Source organism: Pseudomonas sp. PS01299 (genome assembly GCF_029960145.1).
Classification (GTDB): domain Bacteria; phylum Pseudomonadota; class Gammaproteobacteria; order Pseudomonadales; family Pseudomonadaceae; genus Aquipseudomonas; species Aquipseudomonas putida_A.
Window position 1 is genome coordinate 1 of the sequence record NZ_JASCPO010000102.1, and the last position, 19,917, is coordinate 19,917.

Genomic DNA, 19,917 nt, shown 5'->3' on the forward strand with positions numbered 1-19,917 from the left:
TGGGCGGCCGTTTTTTTGACGCGTCTGAATCGGCCCCATCCCGCGCAGGCTCACTCCTACATTGGAACGCGCCCTTCTGTAGGAGTGAGCCTGCTCGCGATGGCAGCGACGCGGTTTCGGATCAGGTCCGCATCCCGCGCCCACTCACCAGCAACCGCGCACAACCGAGGTACAACACCACCGTCGCCACCACCATGAAGGTGATTGCGATACCGATGCGGATATCCGATACGCCAAGAATGCCGTAACGGAAGGCATTGACCATATGCAGCACCGGGTTGGCCAGCGACACGGTCTGCCAGAACGGCGGCAGCAAGGTGATCGAGTAAAACACGCCACCGAGGTAAGTCAGCGGGGTCAGCACAAACGTCGGGATGATCGAAATGTCATCGAAGTTGCGCGCAAACACCGCGTTGATGAAGCCCAGCAGCGAGAAGATCGTCGCGGTCAAGATCACCACCAGCAAGGTCACGCCGAGGTGATGCACCTGCAGATGGGTGAAGAACAGCGACAGAATGGTCACGATCACCCCGACCATCAAGCCACGCAGCACGCCGCCAATGGTGAAGCCGATCAGAATCGTGTGCGGCGACACCGGCGAGACCATTAGTTCCTCGATGGAACGCTGAAACTTGCTGCCGAAGAAACTCGAGACCACGTTGCCGTAGGAGTTGGTGATCACCGACATCATGATCAGCCCCGGCACGATGTACTCCATGTAACTGAAGCCACCCATGCCGCCAATCTGCTTGCCGATCAGGTTACCGAAGATCACGAAGTACAGAACCATGGTGATCGCCGGCGGCAGCAGGGTCTGCGGCCAGATCCGCGTGAAGCGTTTGACCTCGCGATAAACGATGGTCTGGAGGGCGACGAGGTTGGGGCGGAACTCGGAACTCATACCGCCACCTTCGACAGATTCTTCTCTACCAGAGACACGAACAGCTCCTCGAGGCGATTGGTTTTGTTACGCAGGCTCAGCACTTCAATATTCTGCTGCGCCAATTGAGTGAACAGCGCGGTGATGCCCATGGATTTGTCGACCTGGACTTCCAGGGTATGGCCGTCGAGCAACCGAGCGGGATAGCCGATCAGTTGCGGCGCGGCGTGCAAGTCGTTTTTCAGGTCGAGCAGGAAGGTTTCGACGTGCAGCTGGCCCAGCAGCTGTTTCATGCTGGTGTTCTCGACAATGGTGCCGTGGTCGATGATGCCGATGTTGCGGCACAGCTGCTCAGCCTCTTCCAGATAGTGCGTGGTGAGGATGATGGTGATGCCTTTCTGGTTCAGCTCGGTGAGGAACGTCCACATCGAGCGACGCAGTTCGATGTCGACGCCTGCGGTCGGCTCATCGAGGATCAGCAGGCGCGGCTCATGCACCAGGGCGCGGGCAATCATCAGTCGGCGTTTCATGCCGCCGGACAGCGAACGCGACGGCACATCGCGCTTGTCCCACAGGCCGAGCTGGGTCAGGTACTGCTCGGCGCGTTCCTTGGCGATCTTCGCCGGGATGCCGTAGTAACCGGCCTGGGTCACGACGATGTCGAAAGTCTTTTCGAACTGGTTGAAGTTGAATTCCTGGGGCACCACACCGATCGAGCGCTTGAGCGCGGCGGGGTTCTTGTCCAGGTCATGACCGAAGATATTCACCGTGCCGCTGGTCTTGTTGACCAGGGTCGAGAGAATGCCGATGGTCGTGGATTTGCCGGCGCCGTTGGGGCCGAGCAAGGCGAAAAAGTCACCTTCGGCGACGTCCAGATCGATACCACTCAAGGCCTGGAACCCGTTGCCGTAGGTTTTGGTTAGCTGCCGGATGGACAGAGCGGAACTCATATCGGATTTACGCACCAAGAAGGGAAGAAAAGGAAAGATTGGGCCGGGCGGCGAACAAAACAACCACGGCGCATGAGCGCAATGGTGCTTGCCGCCGCCACACAAGTACAGTCAAGAGTGTCGATAGTTATTATCAAGTCAACGCGGTCATGACTGCTTTCTGATAGGCCGGACGCTGCTTCAGCCGTGCGTACCAAGCCTGCAGATGCGGCTGCGCGGCACGTTCGATGGGCATCTCGAACCAGGCATAAATGAAACTGCCCAGCGGAATATCGCCCATGCCGATTTCGCTGCCGGACAGGTACGGCTGGCTGGCGAGGGCCTGATCGGCCATGGCCAGCAGCGCGGTGCATTCCTTGATTGCGGCGTTGATCGCCGGCCAGTCCTGCTGGTCCGCTGGGGTACGCAATACGCCCCAGAACACGGTGCGGAACGGCCCGGCAAAACTTGAGGTGGTCCAGTCCATCCACTTGTCAGCAATGGCCCGGGCTTGCGGGTCTGACGGATACCAGGCGCTGTTCGGCGCATGCCTGGCCAGCAAGTAACGCACGATGGCATTCGATTCCCACAGCACGAAGCCGTCATCCTCGATCACCGGCACCCGGCCGTTCGGGTTCATCGCCCGGTATTCAGGCGTGTCGACCACACCGAAGGCGCCACCGGCGTCAATCGCCTCGTAGGCCAGGCCCAGCTCCTCGGCGGCCCACAGCGGCTTCCTGACATTCGATGAGTTTTTCCGTCCCCAGATCTTCAGCATGACCGCCTCTTTTCCAATGCGTGGGCAGGCAGCATACGCCGGATCAGACCCGACTCAAATCACTCTGCATATCGCCCAACACCTTCGCCTGACGTTCGCCGAACAGATGCGGGTAGCACTTTTTCAAGTGCTCGAAGAAGAACCGCTCCGGCACATCGACGAACTGACCATGATCGACCAGATACTCCATCAACAGCGCGCCGTCACGGTTGTATGGGTGAAAAACGCTGTCACTGATGCCGTCAAAGTCCAACGGTGCGACGTTGAACAGCTCGCAAAGTTGCTGATTGAAGGCCGGCGTGGCCTTGACCCAACGGTCATTGAGGAACAGCTCGGTGTAGCCGTGCATGGCAAACACATCGCTGCGCAGCAGTTCCAGCAGACGCGGGGTCGACAGGTGATTCTTGACGTCGGCCAGACCGATGCGTGCGGGAATGCCGCAATGCCGTGCGCACCCGGCCAGCAATGTGGCCTTGGGCACGCAATAGCTTTCCCCGGTGGCCAGCGCATAGCTGCCGCACAGGGTTTGCGGGTCGAGGCTGAAGGTATACGGGTTGTAGCGCACCGCATCGCGCACGGCGTGATAGAGACTGATCGCCTGCGCGAGCGGGTCGCGGCTGGCACCGCGGTGTTGTTCGGCGAACTCCACCACCGCCGGGTGGTCACTATCGATGAAGCGGCCGGGACTCAGATACTCGCGCATGACGATGTTCTCCTGGGTGAGTCCCGAGTCTAGCGACAGCTCAAGCACAGAGATAACGACGTTTCGGCCAAACATGCACGCAAAGACGCGGGAACGGCGAACGATTTCCCACGGGTGTTGCCCACCGAACCTACGAAAACCATCCGGGGTTTCCCACGAGTTCAATCACCATGTTCTGACCACCCCGTTTTACAGATGCCGTCTAAGCTCTGGAGGGTCGGTTTGCCTTGGTTCACGGAGGATTACATATGCTGTTGTTGTGGATACTGGTTCTGATCGTCGGTGTGGCGTATCTCGCCCACCGCCGCATCGCCCCCCTGCCCGCGTTGGGTATCGTCGCCGTATACCTGCTGGCGATGGGCATTTTCAGCCATGCTCCGGGCTGGTTGCTGTTGGTGTTCTGGGTTGTGCTCGCAGCGGTTGCCGCGCCTTTGCTACTGCCCGACCTGCGCCGCAAACACTTCACCGCGCCGCTGTTCAACTGGTTCCAGAAAACCCTGCCGCCGATGTCGCAGACCGAACGCGATGCGATCGATGCCGGTACCGTGTGGTGGGACGGTGAACTGTTCAGTGGCCGTCCGGACTGGGACAAGCTGCTGTCCTACCCGAAAGCGCAACTGACCGAAGAGGAACAGGCCTTCATCGACGGCCCCACCGAAGAACTCTGCGCGATGGTCACTGACTGGCAGATCGGCCAGTCGATGGACCTGCCGCCCGAAGCCTGGAGCCACATCAAGGAACACGGCTTCTTCGCCCTGATCATTCCCAAGGAATTCGGCGGCAAGGGCTTTTCGGCCTATGCCCACTCGCAAGTGGCAATGAAACTCGCGACCCGCAGCGGTGACCTCGCCTCCACGGTGATGGTGCCCAACTCCCTCGGCCCGGCCGAACTGCTGCTGCATTACGGCACCGATGAGCAACGCAACCACTACCTGCCGCGGCTGGCCCGTGGCGACGACATTCCGTGCTTCGCCCTCACCGGCCCGCTGGCCGGTTCCGATGCCGGCGCCATGCCGGACACCGGGATCATCTGCAAAGGTGAATGGGAAGGCCAGGAAGTCATCGGCCTGCGTCTGAACTGGGAAAAACGCTACATCACCCTCGGCCCGGTCGCGACCCTGCTGGGCCTGGCCTTCAAGGCCTATGACCCGGAGCATCTGCTGGGCGACAAGGAAGATCTCGGCATCAGTCTGGCGCTGATTCCTACCGATACACCGGGTGTGGAAATCGGCCGTCGTCACCTGCCACTGGGTGCAGCGTTCATGAACGGCCCGAACTCGGGCAAAGACGTGTTCATCCCGCTGGACTACCTCATCGGTGGCCAGGAAATGCTCGGCAAGGGCTGGATGATGCTGATGAACTGCCTGTCGGTCGGGCGTTCGATCTCGCTGCCGGCAGTCGGCACTGGCGCGGCCAAATTCACCAGCCTGGTGACCGGTCAATACGCGCAGATTCGTGAGCAGTTCAACGTCCCGTTGTCGGCCTTCGAAGGCATTCAGGAAGCCATGGCACGCATCGGCGGCAACGCCTGGATGATGGACGCCGCGCGCATGCTCACCGCCAACGCGGTGGATCTGGGCGAGAAACCGTCGGTACTGTCGGCGATCCTCAAGTATCACCTGACCGAACGCGGCCGCGAGTGCATCACCCACGCCATGGACGTGCACGGCGGCAAGGCAATCATCATGGGTCCGAACAACTACCTCGGACGCAGCTGGAACGGCGCACCGATCTTCATCACCGTGGAAGGCGCGAACATCCTCTCGCGCAACCTGATGATTTTCGGTCAGGGCGCCATTCGCTGCCATCCGTTCGTCCTCAAGGAAATGGCCCTCGCCGGTCGCGAAGACAAAGAACAGGCACTGAAAGAATTCGATGGCCTGCTGCTCAAGCACATCGGTTTTGCCGTCGGCAACGCCGCCAGCACCCTGGTGCTGAACCTGGGCTTCGGCCACTTCGAACATGCACCCGGGGACAGGATCAGTCAGGGCTACTTCCGCGCACTCAATCGGCAGGCAGCGGCATTTGCCATGCTGGCCGACTTCAGCATGATGTTGCTGGGTGGCGAACTGAAGCGCCGGGAACGCCTGTCCGCACGTCTTGGCGATGTGTTGAGCAACCTGTATCTGGCCTCCGCTGCGCTCAAGCGTTATCACGACCTGGATTCGCCGGCGCATATGGAGCCGCTGTTCCGTTGGGCCATGGAAGAAAGCCTCGGCCAGTCGGAACGGGCACTGGATGAGCTGCTGAGCAACTTCCCGAACAAAGTGTTTGGCTGCCTGCTGCGGGTGATCGTGTTCCCGTTCGGCCGTCGCCATAAAGGCCCGTCGGACAAGCTCGGCGCCGAAGTGGCAGCGGTGATCGGTCGTGCCAAAGGCGATCCGACCCTCGAAGAACTGCTCGCCGGTTGCTATCGCCCGCAGTCCGTCGACGATGCCGTCGGTGCCCTGCAACACGCCAGCGATCTGCTGAATGCCGCCCAACCGCTGCACAAAAAACTGCACACCTCGCTCAAGAGCGGTCAGGTCAAACCGGTGGCTGGCGAACACGCCATCGACGCCGCACTGGAGGCCGGGGTGTTGCAACCGCAGGAAGCACAGACCCTGCGCGATGCCGAAGCAGCACGGCGCAAGGTGATCGACGTCGATGATTTCGACAAGGAAGAGCTGAGACAGGCAGAAGGCAAAGTCCGCTGATGCCGACGACCGTGTAGCTGTTTATTTGTGAAAAACGGGCACGAGAGCTTTATACTCCCGCGCCCGTTTTGCTCTTGAGGACTTATCTCGTGTCCAACGTCGTTGCCGATCATCTGGTTTTGCTCGACCATCTGCGCAGTATCCTGGTCGCCGTAGGTGAGGCCGAACAGGTTCCCGAAGAAAGCCATGCCTTGTTCCTGGAGCGCTTTGACGAACTGCTGGCGTCCCTGCCGATCGATCCGATCGAAAGCCAGTACCTGGGCCAGGACATCCTGACCCAAGTGATTACCCGTTATCCGCAAATAGCCCACCTGATCCCGCGGGATCTGCTGTGGTTCTTCGCTGGTGACTGCCTGCACTACCTGTCCGATGAAGAAATCGATCTGTATCAGGCACTGGAAGAACGTCGCTACGAAGCCGAACAGAACGATGAACCGTTCGACTGGAATCAGGAAAAACAGTTGCTGGCGATGTCTGCTCAGGACAGCAAGCACTGATTTTCTGCCCGGTTAAGAAAAGGCCCGCATGGTGATTCATGCGGGCCTTTTTATTGTTCGGCGTTTACAACAATCCTTCGCTTTCGGGCAGCTCGTAGGCCATCGCCAGATTATTCGGCGCCCCCGCCTTGCCCGGCTTGCTCAACGTCGGCTCCTTCTCCAGGCACTCCACCAGATAATCGATGAATACCCGCAGCTTCGGCGGCAGGTAGCGCGTGGGCGAATGCAGCAACCACAGACCACCGTGGTAAGAAGCGAGGAACGTCCACTCCGGCAACACCTGCACAATCAACTTCTGCTCAAGCGCATAGCGCGCGGTGAAGTACGGCAGGCTGCCAATACCAATGTGCTGCAACACTGCCCCGAGCCGCACGCCGGTATGGTTGGCGGCATAGCGGCCACGTACGCCGACGGTCACCGCTTTACTGCCCTTCTTGAATTTCCAGCGCGCATCGCTCGGGGTTTCCCCCAGATAGATGCAACTGTGATTGAGCAGATCGTGAGGGTGAGTCGGCGTGCCATGTTCGGCCAGGTATTGCGGGGTGGCGCAGAGCAAATGGTCGATGGTCAGCAACTGCCGTCCGACCAGCCCGGCCGGCGGTCGATCAGTTATACGAATCGCCAGGTCGACATGATCGTCAATCAAATCAACCTGGCGGTCTTCCAGCAGCAACTCGACATCGACTTTCGGATAACGCCGCAGAAACTCAGGCATGTGCGGATGAATCACGAAACGCCCGACCGCTTTCGGCACACTGACCCGCACCAGCCCTTCCGCCTCGTGGGTGAACTGCCCACTGATCTCCATCACCGATTTGGCGGCGCTGACCATCTCCTGACAGCGCTTGAACACTTCCTCGCCACCATCACTCAAGCGCAGTTTGCGCGTGGTGCGCTGCAGCAAACGCGTAGCCAGGGCCTTTTCCAGGCGGGAAATGCTGCGACTGATCGCCGACGGCGACGAGCCCAACTGGCGGGCCGCCTCGGAAAAACTGCCGATCTCCACGACCTTGACGAAGATCGCCATTTCACCGAGCAGTGGCAGCGGAAGATTGATGCTCACAGCGCACAAGTCCTTTGATGTTTGAACGGATTATCACGTTATTGCACGATTCATATAATAAAAACAGACACTTTAATAAGGGCATGGAATATGACGCTTCGCCTCTTTTTCCATAGTGATGACCTCAAGGCTAATGTGGAAGTCCTCGACTGCACGCCCCACGAGAACGAATTTGCCGTGGTGCTGCGCGCCACGTTGTTTCATCCGCAAGGCGGTGGTCAGCCTTGTGACACCGGCATGATCGGCGAAAGCCAGGTGCTGCGCGTGGTGCAGGAACCTGACCGGATCGTGCATTACGTCGATCGTCCGGTAAAACCCGGCATGACCTGTATTCACGTGGATGAACAACGTCGCCGCTACAACACCCGCATGCACTCGGCCGGGCACCTGATCGGGCATTTCGTGCAGGCCATGGGCTGGACGCCGATCAAGGCGCACCACTGGCCGGACGAGGGCCGAGTGCAATTCAAGCCGGGCGATGCCGCTCAGGAAGTCGACGCACCTACCGTTCAACACGGTATCAGTCAGTGGATCGAACACGATCTGCCGCGCCTGACCTCACTGCGTGAAGGCGCGCGGGAAATTGGTTTTGGCGAGCTACCGGCCTATGGCTGCGGTGGCACCCACGTACGCAGCCTGAAGGATTTGGGCACAGTCACGATCGCCTCGCTTTCGCAGAAGAAAGGCACGTTATCCGTCCACTACAGCGTGGATTAAGCTTCTCGGGCGCTGCTCCGCGCAGCGTCCGACGCCGGTGGAACCGCACTCGCCGGTTCCGTTGACTATCGATAGATGGACCTAAAAACAATGATGCTAGACGTCGAGCGTCTCGATGAGACGTGCATAAAAAAACTGGCCAACGAAGAAGTCCTCGCCATCCGCGTCAAAGGCTTCTTGCCCGAGCCGCTGGCGATCGAGATTGGCGACAAGATTCTTGCTCCGGGCTTTGAGGGCTACATCAACGCGCCGAGCATCGGCCGGATCGGCATGGCGTTTTACGAGGCGGAAAACCAGCCGCTGCTGATCGAGGACTACTTCGAGCGCGCCACCCGCAACATCGCCGAACTGCGCGAGCGCTGTGCGCCCTATTCCTCGCCGGTCGACACCCTGCGCTGCATGCTCGACGAGTCGTGGCCGGCCGGCGCGCATCTGGAAAACCTCTATGGCCGCAAGATGTATGTCGGCCTGTCGCGGGTGGTCAAACCCGGCGTGTGCTTCCTCGCCCACCACGACATTTTCGCCAAGGACGCCCCGGACAGCTTTCAGGCCCGCAGCCTGGAGGCGCAGTTCGCCTGCAACGTCTACCTGAACATGCCGACCGAGGGCGGCGCGTTGCAAATGTGGGACGACGACATCACCCCGGATCAGTTCGACCAGATGCGCGGCGACAGTTACGGCATCGACCCGGCGCGGCTCGGCCCACCGACCCTGGAAGTGCGGCCGGAGCCGGGCGATTTCATCATGTTCAATTCGCGCTGCATGCACTCGGTGACCCCGGGCGTGGCGGATCCGCGTCTGAGCCTTTCGTTCTTTGTCGGCTATCGCGGCAATGCTTCACCCCTGACCTTCTGGAGCTGAGATGTTATCGAACTACCTGGGCGAGTTTCTGGCGCTGGCCACCATTCACTTTCTGGCCGTGGTCGCTCCCGGCCCGGACTTTGCCGTGACCATTCGCCAAAGCGTGCGCTTCGGCCGACTGGTGGGCATCTGCACCGCACTGGGCATCGGCGCCGGCATTTCGGTGCACGTTCTCTACACCTTGCTCGGCGTTGGCGCCCTGATGCACACCACGTCGTGGTTGCTGACGGTGGCCAAGGTGATCGGTGGCGCATACATCTTTTACCTCGGCATCAGCCTGATCCGCAGTAAACCGAAGACCACGCTCGAAGGCGAAAAAAGCGCTGACGAACCGCTGGTCGAGCAGTCGCTGTTCAAGGCGTTCAGCACCGGTTTTCTGACCAATGCCACCAACCCCAAGGCCACGCTGTTCTTCCTGGCGATCTTCACCACGATCATCAGCGCCAGCACCCCGCTGAATATTCAGGCGCTGTACGGGGTGTGGATGTGCTTCGTCAATGCGCTGTGGTTCGTGATCGTCGCGCTGTTTTTCTCCAGCACCCGGGTACGCACCCTGTTCATGCGCATGGGCCATTGGTTCGAGCGCAGCATGGGCGTGATCCTGATTCTGTTCGCCGGCAGGCTGGTGCTGTCGATGTAAACGCTGCGCCCAAAGACAAGGCCCGATCAGTTGCACACTGCTCGGGCCTTTTTCGTTTGTGCGCCGCTTTTGCATTTCTGTGCGACGGATCCCACTTCAGGGGCTCCCCTTCAACACCTTCGCGGTGTTAGTTTGGAAAAGATTTGTTTCAACTTTCAAACACTTCCACTCAACTGCCTGCAAAGGAATGCCCACCGCAATGAATTTTTCTCTCAAGCGACTGGCCGCTACCAGCCTGATCCTGGCCAGCTTTTCTGCGTTCACCCTGCCCGCGCAGGCCAACATCACTCCGCAACAGAGCGCAGTCATTCTCAAGAGTTTCGATGAGGCGAGCCTCACCGACTTCCGCCAGTTTCTGGGTGCCGTAGGCAAGAGCGACCTGGGTAAAACCGACAACCTCGGCCTGGCGATCAACGCCTTTCTCGACAACAAGACCCCGAGCGCGGAACAGCAGAACGAGATCTACCGCCTGCTGGGCATTTACACCCGCGCCAAGTACGGCAAAGCCGCCCTGGAAACCCTGCGCGAACTGGTGGAAATCCCGACCTTCCAGAAAGAAGGCGTGGCCCAGCACGACAATCCGGAGTTCATCAAGATCGCCGAAAAGATCAAGAACCTGGCCGAATCGTTCAACCTGAAGTTCCGCAACGTCGACAACCGCGTCTATGAAATCTCCCTCGACGGCAGCGGCGACGAAGTCGTGGGCATTCACGCGCATGCCGACGTGGTGCCGGTCACCCCGGAAAACTGGGTGCTGAAGGACGGCACCAAACTCGACCCGTTCAAAGTCACGCTGATCGGCGACCGCATGTACGGTCGCGGCACCGAAGACGACAAGAACGGCATCGTCGTCGCGATGTACGCGATGAAAGTGATCAAGGAAGAAAAGCTGCCGCTGGCACGCAACTTCAAACTGCTGGTGGACACCACCGAAGAAACCACCGGCGACGCGATCCCGTACTACTTCGAACACAACCCGACGCCGAACTACAACATGGCGCTGGACGGTGGCTACCCGGTGGTCATCGCCGAGAAAGGCTACGGCACGGTCATGGCCAGTTTCCCGCTGCGCAAGGCTGAAGGCAACGGCGCAGAAATCATCTCGATGACCGGCGGCCTGGCAACCAACCAGATTCCATCGGTTTCGGTGGCGACACTCGTCACCGACAAGCCTGAGCAACTGGCTGCGAGTCTGCAGAAAGCCGGCAGCGAATACGCGAAAAAACACGGTGGTGACTTCGAAGTCGCGGCCAAGGTTGACGGCAAAGACGTCAAGCTGAGCGTCACCGGTGTGTCAGCGCACTCCTCCGAACCCGAGTCCGGCGTCAACCCGGTCGCGCGGATGCTCGACTTCATCAACAGCCTCGACGGCAAGGTGGCGCTCAAGCACAACCAGATCACCGACGCTGCACGCTATGCGTCCACCAACTGGGGCCTGGATTATCTGGGTAAAAAACTCGGCGTGGACTTCTCCGATTCGTTCATGGGTCCGCTGACCACCTCGCTGACCTACGTCGGCGTGGACGACAAAGCCTTCAAACTGGCAGTCAACCTGCGCGTGCCGAAGGGTAAATCGCCAGAAGTGCTGAAGAAGCAAATCGCTGACAAACTGGCGGCCTGGAGCAAGAAATCCCACGTTGCCGTGGACTTCACTTACTCGATCGCCGAACCGATGTACCGCAATCCGGAAGGCGAATGGGTCAAGGCACTGCTGGCGGTGGCCACTGAAAACCTCGGCATGAAGCACGAGTTCGGCACGTCTGCCGGCGCGACCTCGGTGCATGAATTGCCGAACGGCGTGCAATTCGGCCTGGCCCGGCCTGAAGTCAAATACACCGGGCATACCGATGGCGAGTTCAAGACGGTTGACCAGTTCCTGCTGGATCTGCAGATCGTCACTGAGATGATGGGCCGTGTCGGCCAGCTACCGAAGCTCTGATAAGGCATGGGCCCGTGATTCAGCGGGCCTGACGTGAAAACAAAAAAGGACCCGAAGGTCCTTTTTTGTTGCGTACAAAACGCTGCACAAACAAAAACGCCGATCATCACTGATCGGCGTTTTTGTGAAATTGGAGCGGGAAACGAGACTCGAACTCGCGACCCCGACCTTGGCAAGGTCGTGCTCTACCAACTGAGCTATTCCCGCAATGGCGTCCCCTAGGGGACTCGAACCCCTGTTACCGCCGTGAAAGGGCGGTGTCCTAGGCCACTAGACGAAGGGGACAGGCTACAACTTTCACTAATAAAAACGCCGCTCACTGAGCGGCGCTTTTAGAATTTGGAGCGGGAAACGAGACTCGAACTCGCGACCCCGACCTTGGCAAGGTCGTGCTCTACCAACTGAGCTATTCCCGCAAATGGCGTCCCCTAGGGGACTCGAACCCCTGTTACCGCCGTGAAAGGGCGGTGTCCTAGGCCACTAGACGAAGGGGACACGCTACCCGGAACACATGGTGTGTGTTTCGGTGTCCAGACCCGCATCCGAAGACTTGGTTCTGGTTTCACTCAGCCCCGCCCAAAAGCAGTGCTGTTTAAAATTGGAGCGGGAAACGAGACTCGAACTCGCGACCCCGACCTTGGCAAGGTCGTGCTCTACCAACTGAGCTATTCCCGCATTGGCGTCCCCTAGGGGACTCGAACCCCTGTTACCGCCGTGAAAGGGCGGTGTCCTAGGCCACTAGACGAAGGGGACACGCTACAACATTCACTCCCTGCCGCGTTTCGCTGTGTGCTTTACGCTGCAAGTGGCGCGCATTCTATGGATGGTTTGAGAGGTCGTCAACCCCCGAATATAAATTTATTTAAATCAATGACTTCGACCTGCTTTACGGGAGCATTCGGGCTTTTCCGTCGCCCGACGATTGACGCCTATATTCCGCCACACGCCAAGGCGTTATAGTCCGCAACACAATGATGGCAATCTGCGCACCTTGCGCCAGCATTCATATAAGCAGTGTGCAGCCGATATAGACAGAAGCTGCTGAATCAACTCGTCGAGCGGCGCTGGGCGCCTGAATGTCCAGCCACTACACTCGCATGCGAACCCTATAAAGAGGTCTTACCGGTGACACCACTCATGATCACCCTGCTAGTCATAGCCGGGATCGCAATTCTGATCGCCATTGGCTACATGAACCATGTGGTGGAAAACAACAAACTGGAGAAGGCCCGCACCAAAGTCGAACTCAACGACCGCCTGCGCCGCTGCGGCGAACTGACCGAAACCTTCCCCGGCCAGTTCATGACCCCGGCACTCAAGCTGCTGCTGACCCGACTGGAACTGAACGTCTGCCAACGTCTGCTGAACCTGGAAAAAACCAGCGCCACGACCAAGGCACGGATCACCGAACTCAGCGCACTGGTGGCCCAAGGCGAATCGATCCCGGTCAACAACCCGCCGGCACCGATCCTGACCGAAGCCAAAGCCAAGGACGTCCGTTTCCTGCTCGAAGCCCTGCACGGCCAGATCACCCGCGCCGCCCACGACGGCTTCCTGCCACCGAACGAAGCCAAACACTGGATCAAGGAAGTCCGCCACATCCTGGTCCTGCTGCACATCGAATTCTTCAACAACCTCGGCCAACAATCCCTGCAACAAAACCAACCCGGCCAGGCCCGCCTCGCCTTCGAACGCGGCGTGCAATACCTGCGCAAACAGCAAGACCCGCAGATGTACTCGGAACAACTGCAATACCTGGAAAAACTCCTGGCCCGCGCCAATGCCCAGGTCATGGACAAGATTGCTCCGGTTGAAGGCGAAGTGAACCAGTTGACCGAAGGCCTCAAAGAAGTCGAAGCCGATGCGGACTGGAAGAAGAAAGTGATTTACGACTGATGGTCGAGAGTTAAGAGAAGCCACCGAGAGGTGGCTTTTTTGTGGGGGGTGGGCTGACTGCCATTGCGAACATTCAGTTAGAGATTGGTTGGCAGTCAGGCCTCTTCGCGAGCAAGCCCGCTCCCACAGTGGGCATGAGTTTATTCAGTTGGAGATTGGTCGGCTGTCAGGCCGCCATCGCGAGCAGGCTCACTCCTACAGAAGAGCGAGATAGTGCACCGCCTCGCTCTTCACCACTCAAATGGCCGAGTGTCAGCTCGCCGAAAGCTCTTGATCTTGCCGTGCCGGCCCCGTCGGCAGGCTGAGTGGAGGGGTTTATCCGGGGGTGGGAGCGCAGCGACCGTTTGGCGCAGCCAAACACATCGAGAGGAGGTGCAGCGAAGCAAACCGGAGGCGATGCCCCCGGATGAATCCCGGAGCGAAGGAACCCGAGCCTAAGCGAGGGCCGAACGCCGGGGCCAAGCCTTTTGCTTACTTTTCGGCGTCTGGAAAAGTGAGCCGCTGTAAGAGCGGAACCATAAGAAGCCGTTACCGCAGCAACGGATATTCACCCAAAACCCCAAGAACCTGGTCGGCCCAGAGGCCGCCAAGTCAAAGCCGAAAATGCCCAACCATCCCCTTGAGCTCCCCCCCCAACCGCGCCAGCTCAACACTCGAAACCGCATTCCCCCGCATCGCCATCGAAGACTGATCCGCACTCGCACGAATACTCGTAACACTGCGATTGATCTCCTCAGCCACCGAGCTCTGCTCCTCCGCCGCCGCCGCAATCTGCTGATTCATCTGCTGAATCAACGAAACCGCCGCCGCAATACTGCCCAGCGCACTCTCGGTCTGCAGCGCATCACTGACCGCCAGCTTCACCAAGTCACCACTGCTCTGAATCTGCTGCACCGACGAATGCGCCGCCGAGCGCAACGCACTGACCAGACGCTCGATCTCCTCGGTGGATTGTTGTGTACGCCGCGCCAACGCGCGAACCTCATCAGCCACCACCGCAAAGCCCCTGCCCTGCTCCCCGGCCCGCGCCGCCTCGATTGCGGCGTTGAGCGCCAGCAGATTGGTCTGCTCGGCAACGCTCTTGATCACATCCAGCACCGTACCGATGTTCTGGATCTGCGCACTGAGGCTTTCGATGCTCGAACTGGCCGACGTCGCCGAATCCGCCAGTTGCTCGATCCGCACCATGCTCTGGCGCACCACCTGCTGCCCGCTCTCGACCTTGGCATCCGCCGTTTGTGCGGCCAGCGCCGCCTCCTCGGCATTGCGCGCCACGTCATGAACGGTGGCGGTCATCTGGTTCATGGCCGTGGCCACTTGCTCGGTCTCTTCCTTCTGGCTGTTGACCTCAAGGTTGGTCTGCTCGGTTACCGCCGACAGCGATTGCGCGGAACTGGCCAACTGCTCGATGCCCGCCTGCAAACCGCTGACGATCGTGCTCAGCCCGGTGCCCATCTGCTGCATCGCCAGCATCAGTTGCCCGATCTCATCACGCCGGGTGACCTCCACCCTCGCACTCAAATCCCCGGCCGCAATCTGCTGTGCCACCCGCATCACACTGCGCAGCGGCGCGACGATCAACCGGGTGATGAGCCACGCGGCAATCAGCCCCACCAGCAACGCCAGCGCCGAAGAACCGATGATCAACACCGAGTTCTTCTTCAATTCCGCCTGCATCGCGCCATCCTCGGCGCCATACGCCTGATCCACGCGCGCCATCACCTGCGCTGCACGCTGGTGCAACTGTTCGTAGACGGTTTTTTCCTGGGCCAGCAGGCCGGTGTACTCGGCGAGCTTGTCGTTGAATCCGGCGATGTGCCCGGACACCTCATTGAGTACCGTCAGGTAGCCCTCGTCCTTGACCGTGGTCTTCAACTGCTCGGCCTGAGCCTGCGCCTGAGCGGCCTGCTCGATGTTGCCCTTGCCGGCGCTGTCGGCATCGCCCTTGCGGCTCTGGTCCAGACGAACCCGCGCCTCGTTCATCGCCTGCAACATCAGCCGCGACACCTGGCTGACCTGGCTGGCCTGTTCGATGAACTGTGCGCCGTCCTTGCCTTCGGTGTCCTTCAAGGTATACGCGCCATCATCGGCCAGACCGGCCTGCAGTACGTCCAGGTTATTGGCCACGCTGGACACCGACCAACTGGCCATTTCCAGCGCCAGATCCTTGGCCTGGGTCAGCGAGACAAACTCATCGAAAGCCTTGCGATAAGCGCCCAGTGCCTGTTCGACATCGCTCATCACCGCCACGTTGGCCGGGGACTGCGCCTTGAGTTGCGCGGCCTGAGCCAGCAAACCGTCTACGCCTTCGTGCAAGGCATCGACGGTTTTCGGGTTGCTGTGCAGCGCATAGTCCTGCTCCAGCAGCCGCACCTTGAGCAGTGCACTGTTGAGTGATGACATCTGCTTCAGCCCATCGAAGCGCTGACTGATGGTCTGCAGGGACCAGACACCAATGGCAGCCACCAGCGCAGTCAACAGCAGCACCAGCACGAACCCGATACCCAGTTTCTTCGCCATACCGAGGTTGGCAAAACGTCCTTGCACGGCGGAAATCATTGCGCGAAGCCCCCTGCCAAAGTCTGTTGCCGAAGATTCGCAACGGCCATGGAGCAGCACAAGTCTCTGGCGTCGGAATAATGGCAAAAAGCTACGCACGCGTCGTTTTCAGAACGCTTGAGGTCGATTCACACCGGTACTGCGAAAAAACTGCCGGGCCCTCGGATCACAGGCATAGGCCACGTTGATCCGCTGCCACTCACTGGGTTCGCCACTCGGACTGAAGGCCCCCGGGTCGCAAAGGCTGACACCATTGCACTGCGCCTGACTGTGCAAGCGGCCAGTATCGCCCAGCGGGGCACGGGCCCAGATGAACAGGCCGCCACACGGCTTACCGAAAACCTCCCAGTCGGCGTCTTCCAGCGCCTGCAACGCGACGACCCGATCGGTATTCAACCGTTGACGCTGGCGCTGGACCATTTTGCGATAGGCGCCATTGGCCAGAAGACTGGTCAGCACCGCCTCATTGAAACTCGAAGCGCCCATGCTACTGATCATCTTGATTCGCCCCAGCCGCGCTATCAGCGCTGGCTCGGCGTACACAAACCCGACGCGCAGCGAGCTGCTCAGTGTCTTGGAAAAGCTGCCGACATAGATCACTCGCTCATCGAGTGCCGCCAGGCGTGTGCCATTGCCATTGTGCAGGTCGGCGTAGACATCGTCCTCGATCACTCGCACATCGTGAGCGTTGCACAACCGCAGGATCTGTTGGGCAACGCCAAGGGTCAGGCAAGAGCCGGTGGGATTGTGGTGGTGACTGTTGATGAACATCGCGACCGGCCGGAACTGCCGCAACAGTGCTTCCAGCGCCTGGGGATCCGGCCCGCTCGGCGTGCGGCGCACTTCCAGCAACTGCACGCCGTACAGGCGCAACAGCTCGAACAGCGGCGCATAGCCCGGGGTTTCGACGACAACGCAGTCACCGGCCTTCAACAATGTGCGCGCGAGCAGATCAAGCGCCTGGCTCGCACCGGAGGTCGTCAGCACCTGTTCATCCAGAGCCTCGACGCCGATCAGCCTGAGGCGTTTGACGATCTGCTCGCGTAACGCCGGCAGCCCCAGCGGGCTGCTGTAATTGAACAGACTCGCCATGTCGGTACGGGCCACCTGACGGATCGCATAACTCAGGTCGTCGGATTCACGCCAGCTCTGCGGCAAGCCTCCCTCGCCGAGTTTCAACCCGCTGTGTGCCTGCCCGCAGTCAATCCCGATCACCCCACGGCCCTGCGCGGCCACCATGAACCCGGCGCCCTGACGCGGGGCCAGAACGCCTTGCGCCACCAGCCGTTCGCAGGCTTCGGCCACACACGACTGACTCAGCAGATTGGAGCGCGCAATCTGCCTGACGGAGGGCAAGCGCGTGCTCGGCGCCACACCGCTTCGCGAGATCCACTCAGTCATGCCATCAACAATCTGCTGTACGACCGGCACCATTGCCTGTCGGTCAATTCTCAATTCCATGAGCACGCAAACTCCTGTCCATTTTGCTGGCGGCAGTAAATCACAGCCGCGTCGCTCAGGCTGTGCGACAACGCCGTCAAAAGCAGCCGTTCTAACCGTTTGATACACATTGTTTAGCGGTTTAACGGAACGGGCGCCCAGCAACAGGAAAACCCGCACTGAGGCGGGTTCCAGAGTATTGCCACTCGGCGTCAGAAAGCCGTGACGCCGCCATCCACGGCCAAGGAATGACCGGTGGTAAACGCCGCGCCATCGCTGCACAGATACAGCACGGCGCTGGCGATTTCCTCGACCTTGCCGATGCGCCCCACCGGGTGCATCGCGTTGGCGAACTCGCCTTTCTTCGGGTCAGCCTCGTAAGCGCGACGGAACATGTCGGTGTCGATCACCGCCGGGCACACGGCGTTGACGCGGATTTTCTTCTTCGCGTATTCGATCGCCGCCGACTTGGTCAGGCCGATCACCGCGTGTTTCGACGCCGCATAAATGCTCATCTTCGGTGCCGCGCCAAGGCCCGCCACCGACGCGGTGTTGACGATCGCCCCGCCGCCCTGAGCGAGCAACAACGGCAACTGGTACTTCATGCACAACCACACACCTTTGACGTTGACGCCCATGATCGCGTCGAACTCGTCCAGCGAGCCGTCGGCCAGTTTGCCTTGCTCGATTTCGATCCCGGCATTGTTGAAGGCGTAGTCCAGGCGACCGTAGGTATTGATCACCTCGTCCATCAGATTCTTCACTTCGCTTTCGACGGTAACGTTGCAGCGTACGAAGGTCGCTTCGCCGCCGGCTGTACGAATCAGCGCCACGGTGCCTTCGCCCCCTGCCGTGTCCAGGTCGGCCACCACCACTTTCAAACCTTCGGCGGCGAACGCCTGGGCGGTCGCCCGGCCGATACCGTTGGCCGCTCCGGTGACTACGACCACTTGGCCGGAAAACGTCATGCTCATTGTTATGTCCTCGAAGGGAGAGATGCAGGAGGGATTTGCAGACTCGCAGCATAGTCACCGGGGCCCGTCCCGAGTCAGCACTATCAGAAGGCTGTTTATGCCTTCATCCGTCGCAGTGATAAAAGCCTGTGGGCCACTATCACTGCACTGGATCATTGCGCATTCGCCGCATCAGCCAACCTTGCGGCATTGGCCTCGAGGGTCTATCAACAAGGCTTCATTCAGTTCGAGTGCCTGCCATGACCAGCCAGACCAACCGCCAGTTCCTCCTCGCCAAACGCCCGGTGGGTGCTGCGACCCGTGAGACCTTCACCTACCAGGAAGTCCCGGTCGGCGAACCGGGCGCTGGTCAGATACTGGTGAAGAACCAATACCTGTCCCTCGACCCGGCCATGCGCGGCTGGATGAACGAGGGCAAGTCCTATATCCCGCCGGTAGAAATCGGTGAAGTCATGCGCGCCTTGGGCGTGGGCCAGGTCATCGCTTCGAACAACCCGGGCTTTGCCGTCGGCGACTACGTCAACGGCGCCCTCGGCGTGCAGGATTATTTCCTTGGCGAACCCAGAGGTTTCTACAAAGTCGATCCGAAACTGGCGCCGCTGCCGGTGTATCTGTCCGCCCTTGGCATGACCGGCATGACCGCCTACTTCGCCCTGCTCGACGTCGGCACACCGAAAGCCGGTGACACCGTGGTGTTGTCCGGGGCTGCCGGCGCGGTGGGCAGCATTGCCGGGCAGATCGCCAAGATCAAAGGCTGCCGGGTCGTCGGCATCGCCGGTGGTGCCGACAAGTGCAAGTACCTGATCGATGAACTGGGCTTCGACGGCGCCATCGATTACAAGCACGAAGATGTACTGGCCGGACTCAAGCGTGAGTGCCCGAAAGGCGTTGATGTGTATTTCGATAACGTCGGCGGCGAGATCCTCGACGCTGTGCTCAGCCGTCTGGCACCGAAAGCCCGGGTGGTGATCTGCGGCGCCATCAGCCAGTACAACAACAAGGACGCGGTCAAAGGCCCGGCCAACTACCTTTCATTGCTGGTCAACCGTGCGCGCATGGAAGGCTTTGTGGTGATGGACTACGCCGCGCAGTACGCGAGTGCCGCGCAGGAAATGGCCGGCTGGATGGCCAAGGGGCAGCTCAAGAGCAAGGAAGACATCGTCGAAGGTCTGCAGACCTTTCCGGAGACGCTGATGAAATTGTTCAGCGGGGAGAATTTCGGCAAGTTGGTGCTGAAGGTCTGAAACTTAACGCGACAACACACCAAAAGCACTGTGGGAGCGGGCTTGCTCGCGAATGCGGTGGATCAGTCGATATCAATTTCGACTGATCCACCGCATTCGCG

Annotated in this window: 16 protein-coding genes and 6 tRNA genes; 8 read left to right on the forward strand and 14 right to left on the reverse strand. The window is 59.9% G+C overall.

What is annotated here, in order from left to right; genetic code table 11:
• Nucleotides 1-121 precede the first annotated feature (121 nt).
• The 4 genes from QMX91_RS18065 to QMX91_RS18080 all read right to left on the reverse strand — a co-directional run bounded on the left by QMX91_RS18065 (nt 122) and on the right by QMX91_RS18080 (nt 3,290).
• Nucleotides 122-901 carry an ABC transporter permease gene (locus tag QMX91_RS18065; RefSeq protein ID WP_282413139.1) on the reverse strand — a complete coding sequence of 260 codons (780 nt, stop codon included), beginning with the start codon at nt 899-901 and terminating at the stop codon, nt 122-124.
• On the reverse strand, nt 898-1,830 hold the full coding sequence (locus QMX91_RS18070; protein WP_027612335.1) for an ABC transporter ATP-binding protein: 933 nt from the start codon (nt 1,828-1,830) through the stop codon (nt 898-900). The genes QMX91_RS18065 and QMX91_RS18070 overlap by 4 nt, the downstream gene beginning before the upstream one ends.
• 133 nt (nt 1,831-1,963) lie before the next feature.
• On the reverse strand, nt 1,964-2,587 hold the full coding sequence (locus QMX91_RS18075) for a glutathione S-transferase (protein WP_282413140.1): 624 nt from the start codon (nt 2,585-2,587) through the stop codon (nt 1,964-1,966).
• Between the two features lie 43 nt (nt 2,588-2,630).
• A complete protein-coding gene (locus QMX91_RS18080; RefSeq protein ID WP_098965047.1) occupies nt 2,631-3,290 on the reverse strand; it encodes a transglutaminase family protein in 660 nt (219 codons plus the stop codon).
• 248 nt (nt 3,291-3,538) lie between these two features.
• Between QMX91_RS18080 and QMX91_RS18085 the strand changes: the two genes are divergently transcribed.
• Nucleotides 3,539-5,986, forward strand: coding sequence for an acyl-CoA dehydrogenase (locus tag QMX91_RS18085; protein WP_282413141.1), 2,448 nt, complete (start codon nt 3,539-3,541; stop codon nt 5,984-5,986).
• 89 nt (nt 5,987-6,075) lie between these two features.
• Nucleotides 6,076-6,483 (forward strand): PA2817 family protein, encoded by a 408-nt coding sequence (locus QMX91_RS18090; protein WP_007967565.1) that lies wholly within the window; start codon nt 6,076-6,078, stop codon nt 6,481-6,483.
• Between the two features lie 64 nt (nt 6,484-6,547).
• Here the strand turns inward: QMX91_RS18090 and QMX91_RS18095 are convergent, their stop codons facing one another.
• Complete coding sequence (locus QMX91_RS18095) at nt 6,548-7,546, reverse strand: LysR family transcriptional regulator (RefSeq protein ID WP_282413142.1); 999 nt, start codon at nt 7,544-7,546, stop codon at nt 6,548-6,550.
• A gap of 90 nt (nt 7,547-7,636) precedes the next feature.
• Between QMX91_RS18095 and QMX91_RS18100 the strand changes: the two genes are divergently transcribed.
• The 4 genes from QMX91_RS18100 (at nt 7,637) to QMX91_RS18115 (ending at nt 11,703) form a co-directional block, all read left to right on the forward strand.
• The gene (locus QMX91_RS18100) at nt 7,637-8,263 is read left to right on the forward strand and encodes an alanyl-tRNA editing protein (RefSeq protein ID WP_139054884.1); all 627 of its coding nucleotides are present in this window, start codon (nt 7,637-7,639) and stop codon (nt 8,261-8,263) included.
• Nucleotides 8,264-8,353: 90 nt separating this feature from the next.
• Nucleotides 8,354-9,124 carry a 2OG-Fe(II) oxygenase gene (locus tag QMX91_RS18105; RefSeq protein ID WP_258675651.1) on the forward strand — a complete coding sequence of 257 codons (771 nt, stop codon included), beginning with the start codon at nt 8,354-8,356 and terminating at the stop codon, nt 9,122-9,124.
• 1 nt (nt 9,125) lies between these two features.
• Entirely contained in the window at nt 9,126-9,764 is a 639-nt protein-coding gene (locus QMX91_RS18110) for a LysE family translocator (RefSeq protein ID WP_282413143.1), read from the forward strand.
• Nucleotides 9,765-9,963: 199 nt separating this feature from the next.
• The gene (locus QMX91_RS18115) at nt 9,964-11,703 is read left to right on the forward strand and encodes a dipeptidase (RefSeq protein WP_282413144.1); all 1,740 of its coding nucleotides are present in this window, start codon (nt 9,964-9,966) and stop codon (nt 11,701-11,703) included.
• Nucleotides 11,704-11,834: 131 nt separating this feature from the next.
• On the opposite strand, the gene QMX91_RS18120 is transcribed toward QMX91_RS18115, so the two are convergent.
• The 6 genes from QMX91_RS18120 to QMX91_RS18145 all read right to left on the reverse strand — a co-directional run bounded on the left by QMX91_RS18120 (nt 11,835) and on the right by QMX91_RS18145 (nt 12,456).
• Nucleotides 11,835-11,910: transfer RNA gene (locus QMX91_RS18120), tRNA-Gly, on the reverse strand.
• Nucleotides 11,911-11,912: 2 nt separating this feature from the next.
• Nucleotides 11,913-11,988: transfer RNA gene (locus QMX91_RS18125), tRNA-Glu, on the reverse strand.
• Between the two features lie 55 nt (nt 11,989-12,043).
• Nucleotides 12,044-12,119: transfer RNA gene (locus tag QMX91_RS18130), tRNA-Gly, on the reverse strand.
• 3 nt (nt 12,120-12,122) lie between these two features.
• A tRNA-Glu gene (locus QMX91_RS18135) sits at nt 12,123-12,198 on the reverse strand.
• A gap of 104 nt (nt 12,199-12,302) precedes the next feature.
• A tRNA-Gly gene (locus tag QMX91_RS18140) sits at nt 12,303-12,378 on the reverse strand.
• A gap of 2 nt (nt 12,379-12,380) precedes the next feature.
• Nucleotides 12,381-12,456 (reverse strand) — tRNA-Glu (locus QMX91_RS18145).
• Between the two features lie 384 nt (nt 12,457-12,840).
• Between QMX91_RS18145 and QMX91_RS18150 the strand changes: the two genes are divergently transcribed.
• The gene (locus QMX91_RS18150; protein ID WP_171061878.1) at nt 12,841-13,599 is read left to right on the forward strand and encodes a hypothetical protein; all 759 of its coding nucleotides are present in this window, start codon (nt 12,841-12,843) and stop codon (nt 13,597-13,599) included.
• 591 nt (nt 13,600-14,190) lie between these two features.
• Here the strand turns inward: QMX91_RS18150 and QMX91_RS18155 are convergent.
• The 3 genes from QMX91_RS18155 to QMX91_RS18165 all read right to left on the reverse strand — a co-directional run bounded on the left by QMX91_RS18155 (nt 14,191) and on the right by QMX91_RS18165 (nt 18,572).
• A complete protein-coding gene (locus tag QMX91_RS18155; protein ID WP_135296344.1) occupies nt 14,191-16,158 on the reverse strand; it encodes a methyl-accepting chemotaxis protein in 1,968 nt (655 codons plus the stop codon).
• A 108-nt stretch (nt 16,159-16,266) separates the two neighbouring features.
• The gene (locus QMX91_RS18160) at nt 16,267-17,619 is read right to left on the reverse strand and encodes a PLP-dependent aminotransferase family protein (RefSeq protein WP_282413145.1); all 1,353 of its coding nucleotides are present in this window, start codon (nt 17,617-17,619) and stop codon (nt 16,267-16,269) included.
• 191 nt (nt 17,620-17,810) lie between these two features.
• Nucleotides 17,811-18,572 carry an SDR family oxidoreductase gene (locus tag QMX91_RS18165; protein ID WP_096796779.1) on the reverse strand — a complete coding sequence of 254 codons (762 nt, stop codon included), beginning with the start codon at nt 18,570-18,572 and terminating at the stop codon, nt 17,811-17,813.
• A 239-nt stretch (nt 18,573-18,811) separates the two neighbouring features.
• On the opposite strand from QMX91_RS18165, the gene QMX91_RS18170 reads away from it, so the two are divergent.
• A complete protein-coding gene (locus QMX91_RS18170) occupies nt 18,812-19,816 on the forward strand; it encodes an NADP-dependent oxidoreductase (protein ID WP_223009589.1) in 1,005 nt (334 codons plus the stop codon).
• Nucleotides 19,817-19,917: the final 101 nt, after the last annotated feature.